At 66.9% G+C, this 18,368-nt stretch carries 15 protein-coding genes and 1 tRNA gene; 12 read left to right on the top strand and 4 right to left on the bottom strand.

Annotated features, from left to right (window positions below; genetic code table 11):
• Positions 1-37: 37 nt before the first annotated feature.
• The 3 genes from ABH900_RS06965 to gmk all read right to left on the bottom strand — a co-directional run bounded on the left by ABH900_RS06965 (position 38) and on the right by gmk (position 3,381).
• Positions 38-2,200 (bottom strand): RelA/SpoT family protein, encoded by a 2,163-nt coding sequence (locus ABH900_RS06965; protein ID WP_429622162.1) that lies wholly within the window; start codon positions 2,198-2,200, stop codon positions 38-40.
• Positions 2,201-2,305: 105 nt separating this feature from the next.
• Positions 2,306-2,605 (bottom strand): DNA-directed RNA polymerase subunit omega, encoded by a 300-nt coding sequence (gene rpoZ / locus ABH900_RS06960; protein ID WP_005410877.1) that lies wholly within the window; start codon positions 2,603-2,605, stop codon positions 2,306-2,308.
• 110 nt (positions 2,606-2,715) lie between these two features.
• Complete coding sequence (gene gmk / locus ABH900_RS06955; RefSeq protein WP_429622161.1) at positions 2,716-3,381, bottom strand: guanylate kinase; 666 nt, start codon at positions 3,379-3,381, stop codon at positions 2,716-2,718.
• A 292-nt stretch (positions 3,382-3,673) separates the two neighbouring features.
• Here gmk and fdnG point away from each other — a divergent pair, with 292 nt between their 5' ends.
• From fdnG to selD, 8 genes are all read left to right on the top strand, one after another.
• Complete coding sequence (gene fdnG, locus ABH900_RS06950; protein WP_429622160.1) at positions 3,674-6,742, top strand: formate dehydrogenase-N subunit alpha; 3,069 nt, start codon at positions 3,674-3,676, stop codon at positions 6,740-6,742.
• Between the two features lie 10 nt (positions 6,743-6,752).
• Positions 6,753-7,670: a formate dehydrogenase subunit beta gene (gene fdxH / locus ABH900_RS06945; RefSeq protein WP_429622159.1), complete on the top strand. Its 918-nt coding sequence runs from the start codon at positions 6,753-6,755 to the stop codon at positions 7,668-7,670.
• On the top strand, positions 7,667-8,314 hold the full coding sequence (locus ABH900_RS06940) for a formate dehydrogenase subunit gamma (protein ID WP_429622158.1): 648 nt from the start codon (positions 7,667-7,669) through the stop codon (positions 8,312-8,314). Before fdxH ends, ABH900_RS06940 begins: the two co-directional genes overlap by 4 nt.
• 464 nt (positions 8,315-8,778) lie before the next feature.
• Positions 8,779-9,762 (top strand): formate dehydrogenase accessory protein FdhE, encoded by a 984-nt coding sequence (gene fdhE / locus ABH900_RS06935; RefSeq protein ID WP_429622157.1) that lies wholly within the window; start codon positions 8,779-8,781, stop codon positions 9,760-9,762.
• A 4-nt stretch (positions 9,763-9,766) separates the two neighbouring features.
• Positions 9,767-11,185 (top strand): L-seryl-tRNA(Sec) selenium transferase, encoded by a 1,419-nt coding sequence (selA, locus tag ABH900_RS06930; RefSeq protein ID WP_429622156.1) that lies wholly within the window; start codon positions 9,767-9,769, stop codon positions 11,183-11,185.
• Complete coding sequence (gene selB, locus ABH900_RS06925) at positions 11,182-13,113, top strand: selenocysteine-specific translation elongation factor (RefSeq protein ID WP_429622155.1); 1,932 nt, start codon at positions 11,182-11,184, stop codon at positions 13,111-13,113. Before selA ends, selB begins: the two co-directional genes overlap by 4 nt.
• A 24-nt stretch (positions 13,114-13,137) precedes the next feature.
• Positions 13,138-13,233, top strand: a tRNA-Sec gene (locus ABH900_RS06920).
• 26 nt (positions 13,234-13,259) lie between these two features.
• Positions 13,260-14,339 (top strand): selenide, water dikinase SelD, encoded by a 1,080-nt coding sequence (gene selD, locus ABH900_RS06915; RefSeq protein ID WP_429622154.1) that lies wholly within the window; start codon positions 13,260-13,262, stop codon positions 14,337-14,339.
• A gap of 35 nt (positions 14,340-14,374) precedes the next feature.
• On the opposite strand, the gene ABH900_RS06910 is transcribed toward selD, so the two are convergent.
• Positions 14,375-15,235, bottom strand: coding sequence for a YicC/YloC family endoribonuclease (locus tag ABH900_RS06910; protein ID WP_429622153.1), 861 nt, complete (start codon positions 15,233-15,235; stop codon positions 14,375-14,377).
• 124 nt (positions 15,236-15,359) lie between these two features.
• On the opposite strand from ABH900_RS06910, the gene rph reads away from it, so the two are divergent.
• The 4 genes from rph to hemW are packed head-to-tail and all read left to right on the top strand — an operon-like array spanning position 15,360 to position 18,348.
• Complete coding sequence (rph, locus tag ABH900_RS06905) at positions 15,360-16,085, top strand: ribonuclease PH (protein ID WP_429622152.1); 726 nt, start codon at positions 15,360-15,362, stop codon at positions 16,083-16,085.
• Positions 16,082-16,471, top strand: coding sequence for a VOC family protein (locus tag ABH900_RS06900; RefSeq protein ID WP_429622151.1), 390 nt, complete (start codon positions 16,082-16,084; stop codon positions 16,469-16,471). The genes rph and ABH900_RS06900 overlap by 4 nt, the downstream gene beginning before the upstream one ends.
• Positions 16,468-17,064, top strand: coding sequence for an RdgB/HAM1 family non-canonical purine NTP pyrophosphatase (gene rdgB / locus ABH900_RS06895; protein WP_429622150.1), 597 nt, complete (start codon positions 16,468-16,470; stop codon positions 17,062-17,064). The genes ABH900_RS06900 and rdgB overlap by 4 nt, the downstream gene beginning before the upstream one ends.
• 57 nt (positions 17,065-17,121) lie before the next feature.
• The gene (gene hemW, locus ABH900_RS06890; RefSeq protein ID WP_429622345.1) at positions 17,122-18,348 is read left to right on the top strand and encodes a radical SAM family heme chaperone HemW; all 1,227 of its coding nucleotides are present in this window, start codon (positions 17,122-17,124) and stop codon (positions 18,346-18,348) included.
• Positions 18,349-18,368 lie beyond the last annotated feature (20 nt).

Below are 18,368 nucleotides of genomic sequence, written 5' to 3'. Positions count from 1 at the left end.
CGGTAGCGCCGGGCCATCATCCACGCATGGCGTGGACCTACTGGCGGCGCACGGCCTGCACGACCGACAGGCGGCGCAGGCGGCGCATCACTTCGGCCAGATGGTTGCGGTCGCGCACCTGGATATTGAACGCCAGCACGGCGGCGTTGAAGTCGCGGTCCAGGTAGTCCACCCGCTCGATGTTGGAGTGGCTCTGTGCAATGGCAGCGGCCAGCTGCGCCAGCACGCCAGTGCCGTTCTCCACCTCCACCACCAGCGAGGTGTCGTAGTCGCCGGAGACGGTGGTGTCCCAACCGATCGGCACCCAACGTTCGGGCGACTTGCGCAGCTCGGCCAGGTTCGGGCAGTCCATGCGGTGCACCACGATGCCCTTGCCGGCAGTGTGGTAACCCATGATCTCGTCCCCGGGAATCGGCTGGCAACAGCCGGCGAAGGTGACCACGCCGCGTTCGCTGCCGTTGATCAGGATCTTTTCCTGCGAGTGGTGGCGCGAATGCGGGCCACCGCGCAGCTCGGCGTAGGCCATCAGTGCCTGCGCGGCCTGGGTCGGCATCCAGTTGCCCAGCGCGACCTCGGCCAGCAGCGCCTCCAGGCGCGGGAAGCGGTGCTCGGCCAGGAAGGCATCCAGGCGCCCCTTCGGCAACCGCTCCAGCGAGGAGTCCATCGCTTCCAGCGCGCGGTCGAGCATGCGATGGCCCAGCTGCACGGCGTCCTCATGCTCCAGCTGCTTGAGCTGGTGGCGGATGGCGGTGCGCGCCTTGCTGGTGACCACGAACTCCAGCCACTGCGGCTTCGGCGTGGCCGAGCGTGCGGTGATGATCTCCACCGACTGGCCCGACACCAGCTTGGTGCGCAACGGCACCAGTTTCTTGTCCACGCGCGAAGCCACGGCCATGTTGCCGACGTCGGTATGCACGGCATAGGCGAAATCGAGCGCGGTGGAATTGCGCGGCAGGGCCAGGATCTTGCCCTTGGGCGTGAACAGGTAGACCTCGTCCGGGAACAGGTCGACCTTGACGTTGTCGAGGAACTCCAGCGAGGAACCGGCGGCGCGCTGCGAGTCGATCAGCTCGACGATCCAGGCATGCGCGCGACTCTGCGCGCTGTTGGGCGAATCACCACCGAACTTGTAGGTCCAGTGCGCGGCCACACCGCGTTCGGCGATCAGGTCCATTTCCTCGGTGCGGATCTGCACTTCGATCGGTGAGCCATACGGCCCGAACAGCACGGTGTGCAGCGACTGGTAACCGTTGGCCTTGGGAATCGCGATGAAGTCGCGGAAGCGCCCGTCCAGCGGCTTGAAGGTGGCGTGCACCGAACCCAGCGCGTGGTAGCAGCTGGGTACGCTGCGCACCACCAGGCGGAAGCCGAACACATCCATCACCTGGTCGAAGGATTTGTTCTCGTCGCGCATCTTGTTGTAGATGCTCCACGGCGTCTTGATGCGGCTGACCAGGCGGTGCTCGATGCCCTCCTTGGCCAGGCGCTGCGACAGCTGCACCTCCACCTGCGCCATCGACTCGCGGCGCACCACCGGCTGGCTGCGGATGTGTTTTTCGATGATGGCGTGGCGCCACGGGTACAGCGCCTTGAAGCCGAGGTTCTGCAGCTCGCTCTTGACCAGGCTCATGCCCAGCCGTTGGGCGATGGGTGCGTAGATCTCCAGCGTCTCGCGGGCGATGCGGCTGCGCGCTTCGCGGCTCTGCGCGCCCAGCGTGCGCATGTTGTGCAGGCGGTCGGCCAGCTTGATCATGATCACGCGCAGGTCGCGCGACATCGCCAGCAGCATCTTGCGGAAGCTCTCGGCGGCCGCTTCCTGGCGGTCGCGGAACTTCAGCTTGTCCAGCTTGGTCACGCCATCGACCAGCTCGGCCACGGCCTCGCCGAACTCGGCGGCCAGCGCTTCACGGGTCAGCGGAGTGTCTTCGATGGTGTCGTGCAGAATCGCGGCAATCAGCGCTTCCACGTCCAGGCCCAGCTCGGCCAGCACCTGCGCCACGGCTACCGGATGGGTGATATAGGGCTCGCCCGACTTGCGCGTCTGCCCAGCGTGCGCGGAGGCCCCGACTTCCCAGGCACGGCGCAGCAGCGGCAACTGCTCCGGCGGCAGGTAGTGGGCGGCGCGTTCAAGCTGGAGGACGTAGTCGGGTACGGCGGCAGTGGGAGCTGCGGCGACCTTGGCAGTGGGGCCTGGGTTCATGCCCGCAGCCTATTCCAGCGCGACGTTTACGGCAAATCCTGAATGCGAAACAGCCCGCACGGGGCGGGCTGTTCGGCTATCCAGCAATGACGTCGATCGATGTGATCAATCGTCGTTCTTGGACATGTCTTCGTCGGCGACCACTTCGGCGGCCGCCCACTCCAGTGCTTCGCGCTCGGCGCGCTCGCGCTCGGCCTTCTCGACTTCGTCGATCAGCGCATTGTCGATCTTGCGGGCAGCGATTTCGCGCAGCGCCAGCACGGTCGGCTTGTCCTCGGTCTCGCTGTTGTCCAGCGTGGCCTGCACGCCGTTGGCGAGCTGGCGGGCACGCTTGGATGCCATCATGACCAGCTCGAAACGGTTGTTAACGACTTCCAGGCAATCTTCTACGGTGATGCGGGCCATACGGGCTCCCGGCGACCGGTCGGCCGCTCAGTCGAATGAGGGAAAGGGGACGGAGTGTACTGGCAGGGGCTGGACAAAATCAAGCCAACCCCCACCCGATTCTTTTGGAATCAGTCAGTTGCACCCGGATCGGGGGTCAGCAGGGCCTGGATCAGGCCGGCATGGCGGACCTTCTGGGCCTCCCTGCGCAGGCGGCTGGCGGTGAAGATCGCGCACAGCTCGTCCACGGCGGTGTCGAACACCTCGTTGACGATGACGTAGTCGAACTCGTTGAAGTGCAGCATCTCGTCACGCGCCGCGCCCAGGCGCTGGGCGATGACCGCCTCGCTGTCCTGGCCACGCTTGCGCATGCGGTCCTGCAGGGCCTGCTTGGACGGCGGCAGGATGAACACGGTGACCGTGCCCGGCACCAGCTGGCGCACCTGCTGCGCACCCTGCCAGTCGATCTCCAGCAGCACGTCCTGGCCGGCGGCCAGCTGCGGCTCCACCGATTGCCGGGCGGTGCCCTTCCAGTCGCCATGCACCCAGGCGTGCTCGAAGAAGTCGCCGGCGGCGATCATCTGCTCGAACGTCTCGGCACTGACGAAGTGGTAGTGCTGGCCGTTCACTTCACCCGGGCGCATGGCGCGGGAGGTGAAGGAGATCGACAGGGCGATCTGCGGGTCACGCGCCAGGGTGGCATTGACGATGCTGCTCTTGCCGGCGCCGGACGGGGCGGCAACGATGTACAGCGTGCCGCGCGCAACGGCGTCCGCCGGCTTCGACGGGGCGCTCATGCGCGGAACCCAACTGGTTGATTTCGCAAAATTTTTCCTCGGTGTTCCAGATCCGGCGCGGAGGATCGCGCCAGGATGGCGGGGGCTGCGCGGAACATCCTGGAACCAGGCCCGGCAGACGCTTCCCCGGGGTGCGGGCACGCAACTTTACCAGAGAGGCCCCTTTGCGCGCCCGTCCGGCAGGCGCCGGCCCTTGTGCCACATGGGCATCCGGGGGGCTGTGCTATAACCGGCGCGTACCTACCGACAGCCGGGTGGTCTGCGTGCCGCCCCGCCATCCAAGGAGAACGGCATGCCCTCGATGAGTCGCCGCCAGTTCCTGAAGGTCACCGGGACAACCCTGGTGGGCTCCAGCCTGGCCCTGATGGGCTTCGCGCCCGGCATCGCGCTCGCGGAGGTCAGGCAGTACAAGCTGACCCGCGCGACCGAGACCCGCAACACCTGCACTTACTGTTCGGTGGCCTGCGGCATCCTGATGTACAGCCTCGGCGATGGCGCCAAGAACGCCGAGCCGAGCATCTTCCACATCGAGGGCGACCCCGACCATCCGGTCAACCGCGGCACGCTGTGCCCGAAGGGGGCCGGCCTGGCCGACATCATCCACAGCAAGTCGCGCCTGCTCTACCCCGAGTACCGCGCACCGGGCTCCAATGAGTGGAAACGGCTGAGCTGGGACGATGCGCTGGACCGCATCGCGCGGCTGATGAAGGAAGACCGCGATGCCCACTTCGTGCAGAAGAACGAAGCCGGGCAGACGGTCAACCGCTGGCTGACCACCGGCATGCTGGCCGCCTCGGCCACCAGCAATGAAACCGCGGTGCTGACCCACAAGGTCGTGCGCTCCCTTGGCATGCTGGCATTCGACAACCAGGCACGTGTCTGACACGGCCCGACGGTGGCAGGTCTTGCCCCGACGCTAGGCCGTGGTGCGATGACGAATCACTGGGTCGACATCAAGAATGCCGACCTGATCCTGATCATGGGTGGCAATGCCGCCGAGGCACACCCGTGCGGGTTCAAATGGGTGACCGAGGCCAAGGCGCACAACAAGGCCCGCCTGATCGTGGTCGACCCGCGCTTCAACCGCTCGGCCGCGGTGGCCGACGTGTATGCGCCGATCCGCACCGGTACCGACATCGTGTTCCTGGGCGGCCTGATCAATTACCTGCTGACCGAGGACCGCATCCAGCACGAGTACGTGCTGAACTACACCGACATGTCGTTCCTGGTGAAGGACGAGTTCGCCTTCAAGGACGGCCTGTATTCGGGTTACGACGCAGAAAAGCGCAGCTACGACCGCTCCAGCTGGGACTACGTGTACGGTGAGGATGGTTTCGTACGCAGTGATCCGACACTGAAGGATCCACGTTGCGTCTACACCCTGCTCAAGCAGCACTACGCGCGTTACACCGTGGAGATGGTCGAACGCATCTGCGGCACGCCGGCCGACAGCATCCGCCAGATCTGGGACATGATCGCGTCCACCGCCGGGAAGGACAAGGCGATGACCATCCTGTACGCGCTGGGCTGGACGCAGCACTCGATCGGCGCGCAGAACGTGCGTGCAGGCACCATGGTGCAGCTGCTGCTGGGCAACATCGGCGTGGCCGGTGGCGGCATGAACGCACTGCGCGGGCATTCCAACATCCAGGGCCTGACCGACATCGGCCTGATGTCCGACCTGCTGCCCGGCTACCTGACGTTGCCGAAACAGGACGAGCAGGACTACACCGCCTACATCGCCAAGCGCACGCAGAAGCCGCTGCGCGCCAACCAGATGTCGTTCTGGCAGAACTACCCGAAGTTCCATGTCAGCCTGATGAAATCGTGGTGGGGCGACGCCGCCACCGCCGACAACAACTGGTGCTTCGACTACCTGCCCAAGCTCGACAAACCGTACGACATGCTGCAGGCGTACGAGCTGATGAACGAGGGCAAGATCCACGGCTACATCTGCCAGGGCTTCAACCCGCTGGCCTCGGCGCCGAACAAGGGCAAGCTGATCAGCGCGTTCTCCAAGCTGAAGTTCATGGTCAGCATGGACCCGCTGGAGACGGAGACCATCGCCTTCTGGCAGAACCACGGCGCGCTGAACGATGTGGACCCCAGCGCCATCCAGACCGAAGTGTTCCGCCTGCCGACCACGTCGTTCGCCGAGGAGAACGGCGCGGTGGTGAACTCCTCGCGCTGGCTGCAGTGGCACTGGAAGGGCGCCAACCCACCGGGTGAAGCGCGCAGCGACATCGAGATCATGTCCGAGCTGTTCCATCGCATCAAAGCCCTGTACCAGAAAGACGGTGGCGCCTGGTGGGAGCCGGTGCGCGACCTGGCCTGGAAGTATTCCAACCCGGAGGTGCCGACCCCGGAAGAGCTGGCGATGGAATACAACGGCAAAGCACTGGTGGACGTGTTCGATCCGAAAGACCCGACCAGGCTTGTGCGCAAGGCCGGCGAGCAGCTGGCCGCGTTCGGTGACCTGCGCGACGATGGCAGCACGTCATCCGGCTGCTGGATCTACATCGGCGCCTGGGGCCCGAACGGCAACATGATGGCGCAGCGCGACAACAGCGACCCGACCGGCATCGGCAATACCCTGGGCTGGGCCTGGGCATGGCCAGCCAACCGGCGCGTGATGTACAACCGCGCCTCGTGCGACGTGGCCGGGCAGCCGTTCGACCCACGGCGCACGCTGCTGGCCTGGAATGGCAAGAACTGGGGCAGCGTGGACGTGCCTGATTTCAAGGCCGACGAAGACCCCGCCGGCGGCATGGGCCCGTTCATCATGAACCCGGAAGGCATCGCCCGCTTCTTCGCCAAGGCCGGCATGGCCGAGGGTCCGTTCCCGGAGCACTACGAACCGTTCGATACGCCGCTGCGCAGCAACCCGCTCAGCCCCGGCCAGGCGCAGACGCTGAACAACCCCGCCGCGCGCGTGTTTGCCAGTGATCGGGCGCAGATCGGTTCACCTGATGAGTTCCCGCACGTGGCCACCACCTACCGGCTTACCGAGCATTTCCACTTCTGGACCAAGCACGGCAGGCTCAACGCCATCATCCAGCCCGAACAGTTCGTCGAGATCGGCGCCGCATTGGCCGACGAGCTGGGCATCAACAACGGCAGCCGCGTGCGCGTGAGTTCCAAGCGCGGGCACATCGAGGCGGTGGCAATGGTGACCAAGCGCATCAAGGCCCTGCAGATCGATGGCAGGACCGTCCATCAGGTGGGCATACCGATCCACTGGGGGTTCCTCGGTGCGGCCAAGCCCGGCTACATCGCCAATACGCTGACCAACGCCATCGGTGACGGCAATTCGCAGACGCCTGAATCGAAGTGCATCCTGGTCAAGGTCGAGAAGGTGTAGGAGACACGCCATGTCACTGCAATCACTGGATATCATCCGCCGCTCGGCCACCACCACGCCCTCGCCGCAGGCGCGCAGTGCGCACACCGGCCAGGTCGCCAAGCTGATCGACGTCAGCAAGTGCATCGGCTGCAAGGCCTGCCAGGTGGCCTGCATGGAATGGAACGACCTGCGCGACGAAGTCGGCAGCTGCGTTGGCAGCTACGACAACCCGCCCGACCTCAGCGACCAGTCGTGGACGGTGATGAAGTTCCGCGAATACGAGGACGAGAAGGGCAAGCTGGAGTGGCTGATCCGCAAGGAAGGCTGCATGCACTGCAGCGACCCGGGCTGCCTGAAGGCCTGTCCGTCGCCGGGCGCGATCATCCAGTACGCCAACGGCATCGTCGATTTCCAGGAAGAGAACTGCATCGGTTGCGGCTACTGCGTCACCGGTTGCCCGTTCGACGTGCCGCGCATCTCCAAGAAGGACCACAAGGCCTACAAGTGCACGCTGTGTTCGGACCGGGTGGCGGTAGGCCAGGAGCCGGCCTGCGTGAAAACCTGCCCAACCGGCGCGATCACTTTCGGCAGCAAGCAGGCGATGACCGAGCACGCCGCCGGCCGCGTGGAAGACCTGAAGTCGCGCGGCTACGAGAATGCCGGCCTGTATGATCCGCAGGGCGTCGGCGGCACCCACGTGATGTACGTGCTGCAGCACGTGGACAAGCCGGAGCTGTACGCCGACCTGCCCAAGGACCCGCGCATCAGCCCGATGGTGGAGATCTGGAAGGGCGTGGCCAAGCCACTGGGCGTGCTGGCCATCGCGGCCACCGCCTTCGCCGGCTTCCTGCACTACATCGGCATCGGCCGCAATACGGTCAACGACGAGGAAGAGGAGGAAGCCGAGCACGAGGCGAAGAAGATCGAGGAGGAGCAGCAGCCATGAAGTACGCACCGCACCCACGACAGATCATCCGGTACCGCGCGCCGACCCGCATCAATCACTGGATCGTGGCGATCTGCTTCGTGTTGACCGCGCTGTCCGGGCTGGCGCTGTTCCATCCGGCCCTGTTTCCGCTGACCCAGCTGTTCGGTGGTGGACCATGGACGCGCATCCTGCATCCGTTCGTCGGCCTGGCCATGGTGGTCGGCTTTGCGCTGCTGGCACTGCGGATGTGGCGTGACAACTTCCTCAGCCCCGACGATCGCGCGTGGATGCGTGGCATGCGCGATGTGCTGCGCAACGAAGATGAGAAACTCCCCCCGGTGGGCCGCTTCAATGCCGGCCAGAAGCTGCTGTTCTGGGCCATCATCGGCTGTCTGTCGGCGCTGTTGCTGACCGGCTTCGTGATCTGGCGGCAGTATTTCAGCCACTTCTTCCCGATCGGGGTGATCCGGTTCTCGGTACTCGCCCACGCGCTGTTCGGCTGGGTGTTGATATGCGCGATCGTGGTGCACATCTATGCGGCGATCTGGATCAAGGGCTCGGTGCGCGCGATGACCCAGGGCAAGGTGACCTATGGGTGGGCGTACAAGCATCACCGGCAGTGGTTCCGCGACATCCTGCGCGGGCGGCGGGAAGAGGGTTAGCGGCCGTGCCTGCGGCCCTGCACCCGCAGAATCAACGTCAAATGCCGGCTTCCTGCGGGATGGCGGGGTGGGTCCGGTTGCGGGGGACGCTGCAAGTACCCCTCCGGGGCCCGGCCCGGCCGCTGGCGGCTGGGCGTTCGGGCGCTTTGCTTGCGAAGCAATGCTTCGCAAGCAAAGCGCCCTCACCCATGTAAGCTCGGTCGCGCCATCCATGGCGCTCACGCCCTCGCAACCGGACCCACCCCGCCTTCGACAGTTTTCCGCGGTCTGTCGGAATGTCATGGGCTTCTGTTGGTGGGTGTCGACCTTGGTCGACACGATGAACACGGCAACGACCGATGGGGTCAGATCCGTTTTCCAGAGGAAAACGGATCTGACCCCGACGTCTCGCATGGCCTGCAACACGCTGGACGCCAGCGCCGACAACAGCGAGGATGGAGGCTGGTTCTTCCGGCTGGCCCTGCATGGCGCAACGCATCCTTGAACCCGGTGAGATCGAGACGCTCGCCTCGCGCGACGTCCCCCGCATCATCCTGCCCGATGCCACCCATCTTTTCAGCGCACGCGCGGCACGACTGCGCAGCCTGGCCGCACACAGCGCCATCGGCGGCTACCTGCAGCTGCTGGCAGCGCTGGCCGATGCACAGCAGGCGCTGCTGGATGAACTGACACCTCATCAGCGCGAAGCACTTCAGGCCCAGGCGCGCGGGCAGCAGTCGAGTGCTGCTGCCAGTGCCGGCATGCCACTGAGGCCGGCCAACACGCTGCGGCTCGACGACCGCTGGCGCGACTGGCTGCGCACACTGTGCCGGCACTGCGCCGATGAGGCCGGGCTGCCAGCAGAGACGCGACAGGAACTGCAGCGCGTTGTCGCTGCCGACGACGCCTGGCTCGATGCTCAGGCGCATGCGGTGCTGGAGCGGGACGACGCGCCCTCGGTGGATGCAGTCGCTGCGCTGCTGGTGATGAATGCGCTTCAGGTGTATTGGGTATTGCTGGCCAGCGGCTTCCGCCCCACCGACCTGAAACCGCTGGCCGACGCGCCGGGGCTGTGCCCGCTGTGCGGCAGCCTGCCGGTCGCCAGCGTCGTGCAGGCGCGCCCACCCTATGCCTCCTACCGTTACCTATCGTGCTCGCTGTGCGCCTGCCAATGGCACTACGTGCGCGTGCAATGCAGCCAGTGTGGCACCCCCGGCAGGGACATCGCCTACCGCGCCCTGGCCGACGCGGACGGCGATACCGGCGAGGCCGTGCGCGAAAGCGCAGTGCGTGCCGAAACCTGCGACCACTGCCACAGCTACCGCAAGATCCTCTACCTGGAAAAGGACCCGGCGCTGGAACCGGTAGCCGACGATCTCGGCACGCTGGCGCTGGACCTGCTGCTGGGCGAGGAAGGCTATGCACGTGCCAGCCAGAACCCGCTGCTGTGGCAGTCGGACGGCGACTGACCCGATGCCACGCACGCCCCCGGCATCGGTCGCCGCCCTGCCCTCGCTGGACCGGCTGCTGCGGCTGCCCGCGCTGGCGGCGATGATCGAAAGACATGGCCGCAGCCGCATCACCTCGCTGCTGCGTTCACACCTGCAGGCGTTGCGCGAACGAATCAATGCCGGGCACCTGTCGGCCGAACAGCTGCAACAGGCAGTGGATGGCCCGGCGCTGGTCGCAGTGGTCGACGCCGCCATCGCCGCCGATGCCCGGCTGAACCTGCAGCCGATGTTCAACCTGACCGGCACCGTGCTGCACACCAATCTGGGCCGCGCCCTGCTGCCCGAGGCCGCGGTGCACGCCGTCACCTGCGCGATGACCACCCCGGTCGATCTGGAACTGGACATTGCCCGTGGCCGTCGTGGCGACCGCGACGCGCGGGTGCAGTCCTTGGTCTGCGAATTGACCGGCGCCGAAGCGGCCACCGTGGTCAACAACAATGCGGCGGCGGTCCTGCTGCTGCTCAACAGCCTGGCCAACCGCCGCGAAGTGGTGGTGTCACGTGGCGAACTGGTGGAGATCGGTGGCGCCTTCCGCATTCCCGATGTGATGCGCAGTGCCGGTGCACGGCTGCTGGAAGTGGGTACGACCAACCGGACCCATCCGGCCGATTTCGCCAATGCCATCGGCACGCGTACCGCATTGCTGATGGAGGTGCATGCCAGCAACTACGCGATCACCGGTTTCACCGCCAAGGTCGACACTACAGCGATGGCCACCATCGCGCACGAACGTGGCCTGCCGCTGGTAGTGGACCTGGGCAGCGGCAGCCTGTGCGGCCTGGCAGAATTCGGCCTGCCGCACGAGCCCACCGTGCAGGAAACGCTGGCGGCCGGCGCCGACCTGGTCTCTTTCAGTGGCGACAAGCTGCTGGGCGGGCCACAGGCCGGTATCATCGCCGGCCGCGCCGACCTGATTGCGCGGATCAACCGCAACCCGCTCAAGCGGGCACTGCGCATGGACAAGATGGGCCTGGCCGCACTGGAGGCGGTGTTGGCCCTGTATCGCGAACCGGAGCTGCTGGCACGACGGCTGCCGACGCTGCGCACCCTGTCACGCACGCAGGGCGATATCGATGCGCAGGCGCAGCGGCTGCTGCAGCCGATGCGCGCGGCGCTGGCAATCGACTACGTCATCGAACAGGCGCCGATGCACAGCCAGATCGGCAGCGGCGCACAACCACAGGCGCAGCTGGCCAGTGCGGGGCTGCGCATCACCAGCGCGCACCGAGGCGGCCTGGATCGCCTGGCCAAGCGTCTGCGCCAGTTGCCGAAGCCGGTGCTCGGCCGCATCACCGATGATGCACTGTGGCTGGATCTGCGCTGCCTGGAATCCGCTGACGAAACGGCGTTCCTCGCCCAGTGGAGCGCACTGCAGGCATGATCGTCGGTACCGCCGGCCACATCGACCATGGCAAGACAAGCCTGGTGCGGGCACTGACCGGCATCGAGACCGATCGCCTGCAGGAAGAGCGTACACGTGGCATCTCCATTGAACTGGGCTATGCCTATGTACCGGTCGAGGCGACGGCGGCAGTCGAGCCCGGGGCCATGCTGGGCTTCGTCGATGTGCCGGGCCACGAGCGCTTCGTGCACACGATGGTGGCCGGTGCCACCGGCGTCGATGTGGCCTTGCTGGTGGTCGCCGCCGACGACGGGGTGATGCCGCAGACCCGCGAGCATCTGGCGATCCTGCAGCTGCTGGGCGTGGATCGTGGTGTGGTGGCACTGACCAAGATCGACCGCGTGGACGCTGCGCGCATCGCCCGGGCCGAGATCGAGATCGCTGCATTGCTGGCCGCCACGCCGCTGCAGGATTCCCCCACATTCGCCTGCAACAGTACCGATACCCACGATCCGGGTGTCGCCGCGCTGCGCAGCCATCTGCATGCATTGGCCGCGGAACGCGCCAGCGCAGGCCACGCTGCGTTGCGCGGCGAATTGTTCCGCATGCCGGTGGACCGCGTGTTCTCGCTGACGGGCCACGGCACGCTGGTGACCGGCGCGGTGCATGGCGGTGTTGCCTCTATGGGTGAACACCTGCAGCTGATGCCGGCCGCCACCGAAGTGCGCGTGCGCGGCATCCACGCGCAGAACCAGGCCAGTGAACATGCGATGGCCGGGCAGCGCTGTGCGTTGAACCTGGCCGCCATCGCGCGCGACGAGATCCACCGTGGCGACTGGATCGCCGATCCGCGCGCACTGTTGGCGACCACCCGCGTCGATGCGCGCCTGCGGCTGTCCGCACTGGCCGCACCGGTACGGGACTGGACGCCGCTGCACATCCACTGGGGCACGATGCACCGGCAGGCGCATGTGGTGCTGCTGGAGGACCACGACAACGGCCATGGGCAGCTTGTCCAGCTGGTGTTCGATGCGCCGGTCTGCGCGATGTGCGGTGACCGCTTCATCGCCCGTGATTCCGCGGCTACCCAGACGGTGGGCGGCGGCATCGTGCTCGATCCGGATCCGCCGCAGCGGCGTCGGCGCAGCCCGGCAAGACTGGTATGGCTGGCGGCTCTGGAACAACTGGCTGCCAATGCAGACGTTGGTCTGCTGCTACAGCAGGCACCCACCGGCATTCCCATGGCCGCGCTGCAGCGCTACTGCCGACGTGCGGCTGCAGACATCGATCTTCCTGCGGACGCACTGCGCATCACCGTTCGCGAAGATACCGTGATCATCCTTGCCTCGCACTGGCAGGTACTGCGTGAGCGGATCATTGCTTCGCTGCGGAGCTGGCATGAACGACGCCCCGACGAACCCGGTGTCGACAGCGGACGCCTGCAGCGCAGCACCCTGCCCACGCTGGCGGCCAGCCTCTGGAGCGTCTTGCTGCAGGACCTGCTCGACGACGGCAGCGTGCAGCGTACGGGCGCATGGTGGCGGCTGCCCAACCACGATCACGCGCCGCCGGAGCGTGAACGGCTCCTGCTCGAACGTGTGTTGCCGCTGCTGCACGCCGGTGGTTTCGATCCACCGTGGGTACGTACCTTGGCCACCGATATGGGCCTCACCGAGGACCATGTCCGCGCCGTCCTGCGCCGGGCTGCCGCGCGTGGCGAACTGTTCCAGGTGGTACCGGACCTGTTCTACGCCCCCGCCCGCATCGCCGAGCTGGCCACGATTCTCGCGCAGCTGTCACACGCCACCGGTACGGTGGATGCAGCGGCGTTCCGCGATGCCGTCGGCCTGGGCCGCAAGCGCAGCATCCAGATCTTGGAGTTCTTCGATCGCGTTGGCTACACTCGACGCGTTGGTGACCACCATCGGCCGCGCGGCGACCTCCAATGGAACGTCCCGCGGGGATGAGCGCGCCGGCATCGCCGTACTTTCGGAAGGCATGCGCATCCGGGCATGCGGCTGGGCTTCAAACCCAGTAGGGGGCGTCGATCGCTCCCTGGTAGGTTCGACTCCTGCTGTCTTCCGCCATTCGTGTTTCCGCAGGAGATGCCGGCATGGCCACGCACGCACCGTCCCCCGCCCCTTCGCCGGCCGATGCCCCGCAACGTTTGACCGCGCTTGCGCATGGCGGCGGTTGCGGCTGCAAGATCGCCCCCGGCGTGCTGGCCGAACTGCTGCGTGGCACGCCCGCGTTCCCGGCACCGGCCGAGCTGCTGGTCGGCCGCGAAACCAGCGACGACGCTGCGGTGTATCGCCTCGATGACCGCCAGGCAATCGTCGCCACCACCGATTTCTTCATGCCGATCGTCGACGACCCGTTCGACTTCGGTCGTATTGCCGCCACCAATGCGCTGTCGGACCTGTATGCGATGGGCGCACGGCCGCTGTTCGCGCTGGCCATCGTCGGCATGCCGATCAATACGCTGCCGCAGGACACCATCCGCGGCATCCTGCAGGGCGGTGAACGCGCCTGTGCCGACGCCGGCATCGTGGTCGCCGGTGGCCACAGCATCGACGCGGTGGAACCGATCTATGGCCTGGCCGCGATCGGCGTGCTCGACCCGCAGCGGCTCAAGCGCAATGCCGATGCCCGCGCCGGCGATGTGCTGGTGCTGGGCAAGCCGCTGGGCGTGGGTGTGTACTCGTCGGCGCTGAAGAAGGAACTGCTCGATGCCGACGGCTACCGGCAGATGCTCGATTCCACCACCCGTCTCAACAGCGTGGGCATGCCGCTGGCCGTGCTGGACGGCGTGCATGCGATGACCGACGTCACCGGCTTCGGCCTGCTCGGCCACCTGCTGGAAGTGTGTCACGCCAGTGGCGTTGCCGCCGAGCTGGACAGCGCGCAGGTGCCGCTGCTGCCGCAGGCGCTGGAGCTGCTGCAGCGCGGCTGCATGACCGGCGCCTCGCACCGCAACTGGGCCTCGTATGGCGCCGAGGTACGCTTCGCCGACGGGGTGCCGGCGCACTGGCAGCCGCTGCTGACCGACCCGCAGACCAGCGGCGGCCTGCTGGTGTCATGTGCCCCGGACGCGGTGGATGCGGTGCTGGCCTGCTTCCACGCTGCGGGGTTCGGCCACGCCACCGTGGTAGGCCGGCTGTCTGATGGAACCCCAGGCGTCAGCGTGCGCTGAAACGACAAGGGCGCCCGAAGGCGCCCCCAGCAACATCACTCGATGTTCTGCACCTGCTCGCGGATCTGGTCGATCAACACCTTCAGTTCCACCGCGGCATTGGACGTGCGGCTGTCCACCGACTTCGAGCCCAGCGTGTTGGCTTCGCGGTTGAACTCCTGCAACAGGAAGTCCAGGCGGCGGCCCACCGGCTCGCGCTGCTTGAGCACGCGGCGGATCTCGACGATGTGGCTGCCGAGGCGGTCCAGCTCTTCATCCACATCCAGCTTCTGCAGCCACAGCACCAGCTCCTGCTCGGCGCGGCCGGGATCGACCGGGTGCGGCAGATCGGCCAGGCGAGCGGCCAGCTTGGCGCGTTGGCCGTCGCGAATGGCTGGAATCAGGGTGCGCACATCGCTCGCGATGCGTTCGATGCCATCCACGCGCTCGGCGATGGCGGTAGCCAGCGTGTCGCCTTCACGTTCACGGGCAGCAACGAAACCGTCCAGCACCTGGTCCAGCAGCGACAACGCCTCGGCCTGCAGGGCCGCCGCGTCGGTGGCCTCGCCCTGGGTGACGCCGGGCAGCTGCAGCAGCTCGGTGAAGCTGACCTGCAGGTTGGGGAAATCCGAGGTCAGCCGGTGTGCCAGCTGGCCCAGCTGGCCCAGCAGCGCCTCGTTCACCTGCAGGCTGGCCGCCCCTTCCGGCGCACGCAGGCGCACGATCAGGTCCAGCTTTCCGCGGCTGAGGCGCGCGGAGATGCGCTCGCGCAGCTGCGGTTCCAGCGCCCGCAGTTCCTCGGGCAGGCGCGTGCCCACTTCCAGGAACCGGTGGTTGACCGAGCGCAGCTCGCAGCCCAGCGTGCCCCACGGAGTGACGCGCTCGCCGCCGGCATAGGCGGTCATGCTTCGAATCATGGAATGTGTCCGGTGCGTGCAAAGGGGGAATGGTACCCTAGCGCCCTCACCAGAGCCCCCTTGCCCGCGCCGTGAAGGCTGCGGGCGCGGCGGCGTACTCCCCTGCCCTTACGGAACCCGCACCATGTCCGATTCCCGCCCCAGCGGCCGCCAGCCCGATCAGCTCCGCCCGGTCGTCATCCAACGCGGCTTCACCCGCCACGCCGAAGGTTCGGTGCTGGTGTGCTTCGGTGAAACCCGCGTGCTGTGCACCGCCAGCATCGAGAACCGCGTGCCGGGCTTCCTGCGCGGCAAGGGGGAAGGCTGGGTCACCGCCGAATACGGCATGCTGCCGCGCGCCACCCATACCCGCAGCGACCGTGAAGCGGCACGTGGCAAGCAGGGTGGCCGCACGCTGGAAATCCAGCGCCTGATCGGCCGCAGCCTGCGTGCCTGCGTGGACCGCAACGCACTGGGCGAGCGCACCATCACTCTTGACTGCGACGTGCTGCAGGCCGACGGTGGCACCCGCACCGCCGCCATCACCGGCGCCTACGTGGCCCTGGTCGATGCGGTGAACGTGCTGATGAAGCGCGGTGACATCAAGCGCAACCCGGTGCTGGGCGCGGTGGCCGCGGTGTCGGTGGGCGTGTACCGCGGCACCCCGGTGCTGGACCTGGACTACGCCGAAGACAGCGACTGCGACACCGACATGAACGTGGTGATGAACGACGGTGGCGGCTTCATCGAGCTACAGGGCACCGCCGAAGGCCACGCGTTCCGCCGTGATGAACTGGACGCGCTGCTGGGCCTGGCCGAGAAGGGCGTGGCCGAGCTGCTCGCCGCACAGCAGGCAGCGCTGTCGGCATGAACCGGCGCGTTGCACTGACCACCCTGGTGGTGGCCGACTATGACGAAGCCATCGCCTGGTACACCGGCAAGCTCGGCTTCACGCTGCTGGAAGACATCGACCAGGGCCACAAGCGTTGGGTGGTGGTCGGCCCGACCGACGGCAGCGCCGCCGCGCTGCTGTTGGCGCGTGCCAGCGACGAGGCGCAGCGCAGCCGCATCGGCAACCAGACCGGGGGCCGCGTCGCCTTCTTCCTCAACACCGACGACTTCCACCGTGACCATGCGGCGATGCTGGCCGCCGGGGTCGAGTTCCTGGAAGCGCCGCGCGAAGAACCCTATGCAACGGTCGCGGTATTCCGCGATCTCTACGGCAACACCTGGGACCTGCTGGAGCCCCGTCAATGAAGAAACTGGTATTGGCCAGCCACAACGCCGGCAAGCTGGTGGAAATGCAGGAGATCCTCGCCGACCTGCCGCTGCAGATCACCTCGGCCGCCGAGCTGGGCCTGGGCGATGTGGAAGAGACCGGCCTGACCTTCGTCGAGAACGCGCTGCTGAAGGCACGCGCGGCCTGCGAAGCGACCGCCCTGCCGGCGCTGGCCGATGATTCGGGCCTGATCGTCGATGCCCTCGGCGGTGCGCCGGGCCTGTACAGCGCGCGCTATGCCGGTCGCCCGACCAATGACGCGGCCAACAACGCCAAGCTGCTGGACGCCATGGCCGACGTGCCCGATGGCCAGCGCCGCGCCCGCTTCTACGCGGTGATCGTGCTGCTGCGCCACGCCACCGATCCGCAGCCGCTCATCTGCGAGGGCCGCTGGGAAGGCGAGATCATCCGCGAGCTGCGCGGCAGCAATGGCTTCGGTTACAACCCGGTGTTCCTGGATACCGCCCACGGCCAGACCGCCGCGGAAATGGACACCACGCTGAAGAACACCATCAGTCATCGCGCCCTCGCCCTGCAGCAGCTCAAGCAGCAGCTGGCGACGCTGTATTGATGTTTTCCTGATTACCCAAGGGAAGCCGGCCAGCGGCCGGCACTACCGATGAAGCCCATGCCGCACGACCACGACCACTGCAACCACCTGCCCGGCGAAACCTGTTCGGGTGACCACCACGCCCCGGTGCGGCTGGTGCCGCCACCGCTGTCGCTGTATGTGCACCTGCCGTGGTGCGTGCGCAAATGCCCGTACTGCGATTTCAATTCACACCAGGCCAAGGGCGAGCTGCCATTCGATGCCTACATCGATGCGCTGCTGCGCGACCTGGACCAGGACCTGCCGCTGGTCTGGGGCCGGGTGGTGCACAGCGTGTTCTTCGGTGGTGGTACGCCCAGCCTGTTCCCGCCGGAAGCGATCGACCGTTTCCTGCAGCAGGCCAGCGCGCGCCTGCGCTTCGCGCCCAATGCCGAGATCACCCTGGAAACCAACCCGGGCACCGCCGAGCATGGCCGTTTCGACCGCTACCGCGCGGCCGGCGTGAACCGCCTCAGCTTCGGCATCCAGAGTTTCGACGACGCCATGCTCAAGCGCCTGGGCCGTATCCACGACAGTGGCGAAGCCGAGCGCGCGGTGAAGATGGCGCAGGACGCGGGCTACGACAACTTCAACATCGACCTGATGTACGCGCTGCCGGAACAGACCCTGGCCGGTGCCGAGGCCGATCTGGAACGCGCGTTCGCACTGCAGCCTGCGCACATCTCGCACTACCAGCTGACCCTGGAACCGAACACGGTGTTCTTCGCGCGGCCGCCGCAGGGCATTCCCGATGAAGACAACGCCTGGGACATGCAGGAACACTGCCAGGCACTGCTGGCGCAGGCCGGCTTCGGTCAGTACGAGGTCAGCGCCTACGCGCGCCCCGGCCGGCAGAGCGCACACAACCTGAACTACTGGCGCTTCGGCGACTACCTGGGCATCGGCGCCGGCGCGCACGGCAAGATCAGTTCCGGTGCCGAGGAACACGTACTGCGCCGCTGGAAGCTGAAGCATCCGCAGGCCTACCTGGACAGCGCTGGCACGCCCGCCTCGTTCGGTGGCGACGATGTCATCACGCCCGAGCGCCTGCCGTTCGAGTACATGCTCAACCTGCTGCGCCTGCACGAGGGCTTCAGCCTGCGCGATTTCGAGTCGCGTACCGGGCTGCCGCGCAGCGTGCTTGATGTGCCGCTGGCCGAAGCCGTACAGCGCGGCTGGCTGGAGGTGGCGGATGGCCACGCGCAGCCGACCGAGCTGGGCCGCCGCTTCACCAACGATGTGGTGAGCCTGTTCCTGGGGGAGTGAGGCTCCTGGCCTGAACCGCA

It is taken from the genome of Stenotrophomonas sp. AN71 (genome assembly GCF_050435725.1).
GTDB lineage: Bacteria > Pseudomonadota > Gammaproteobacteria > Xanthomonadales > Xanthomonadaceae > Stenotrophomonas.
This window is presented reverse-complemented; position numbering and strand designations above follow the sequence as displayed.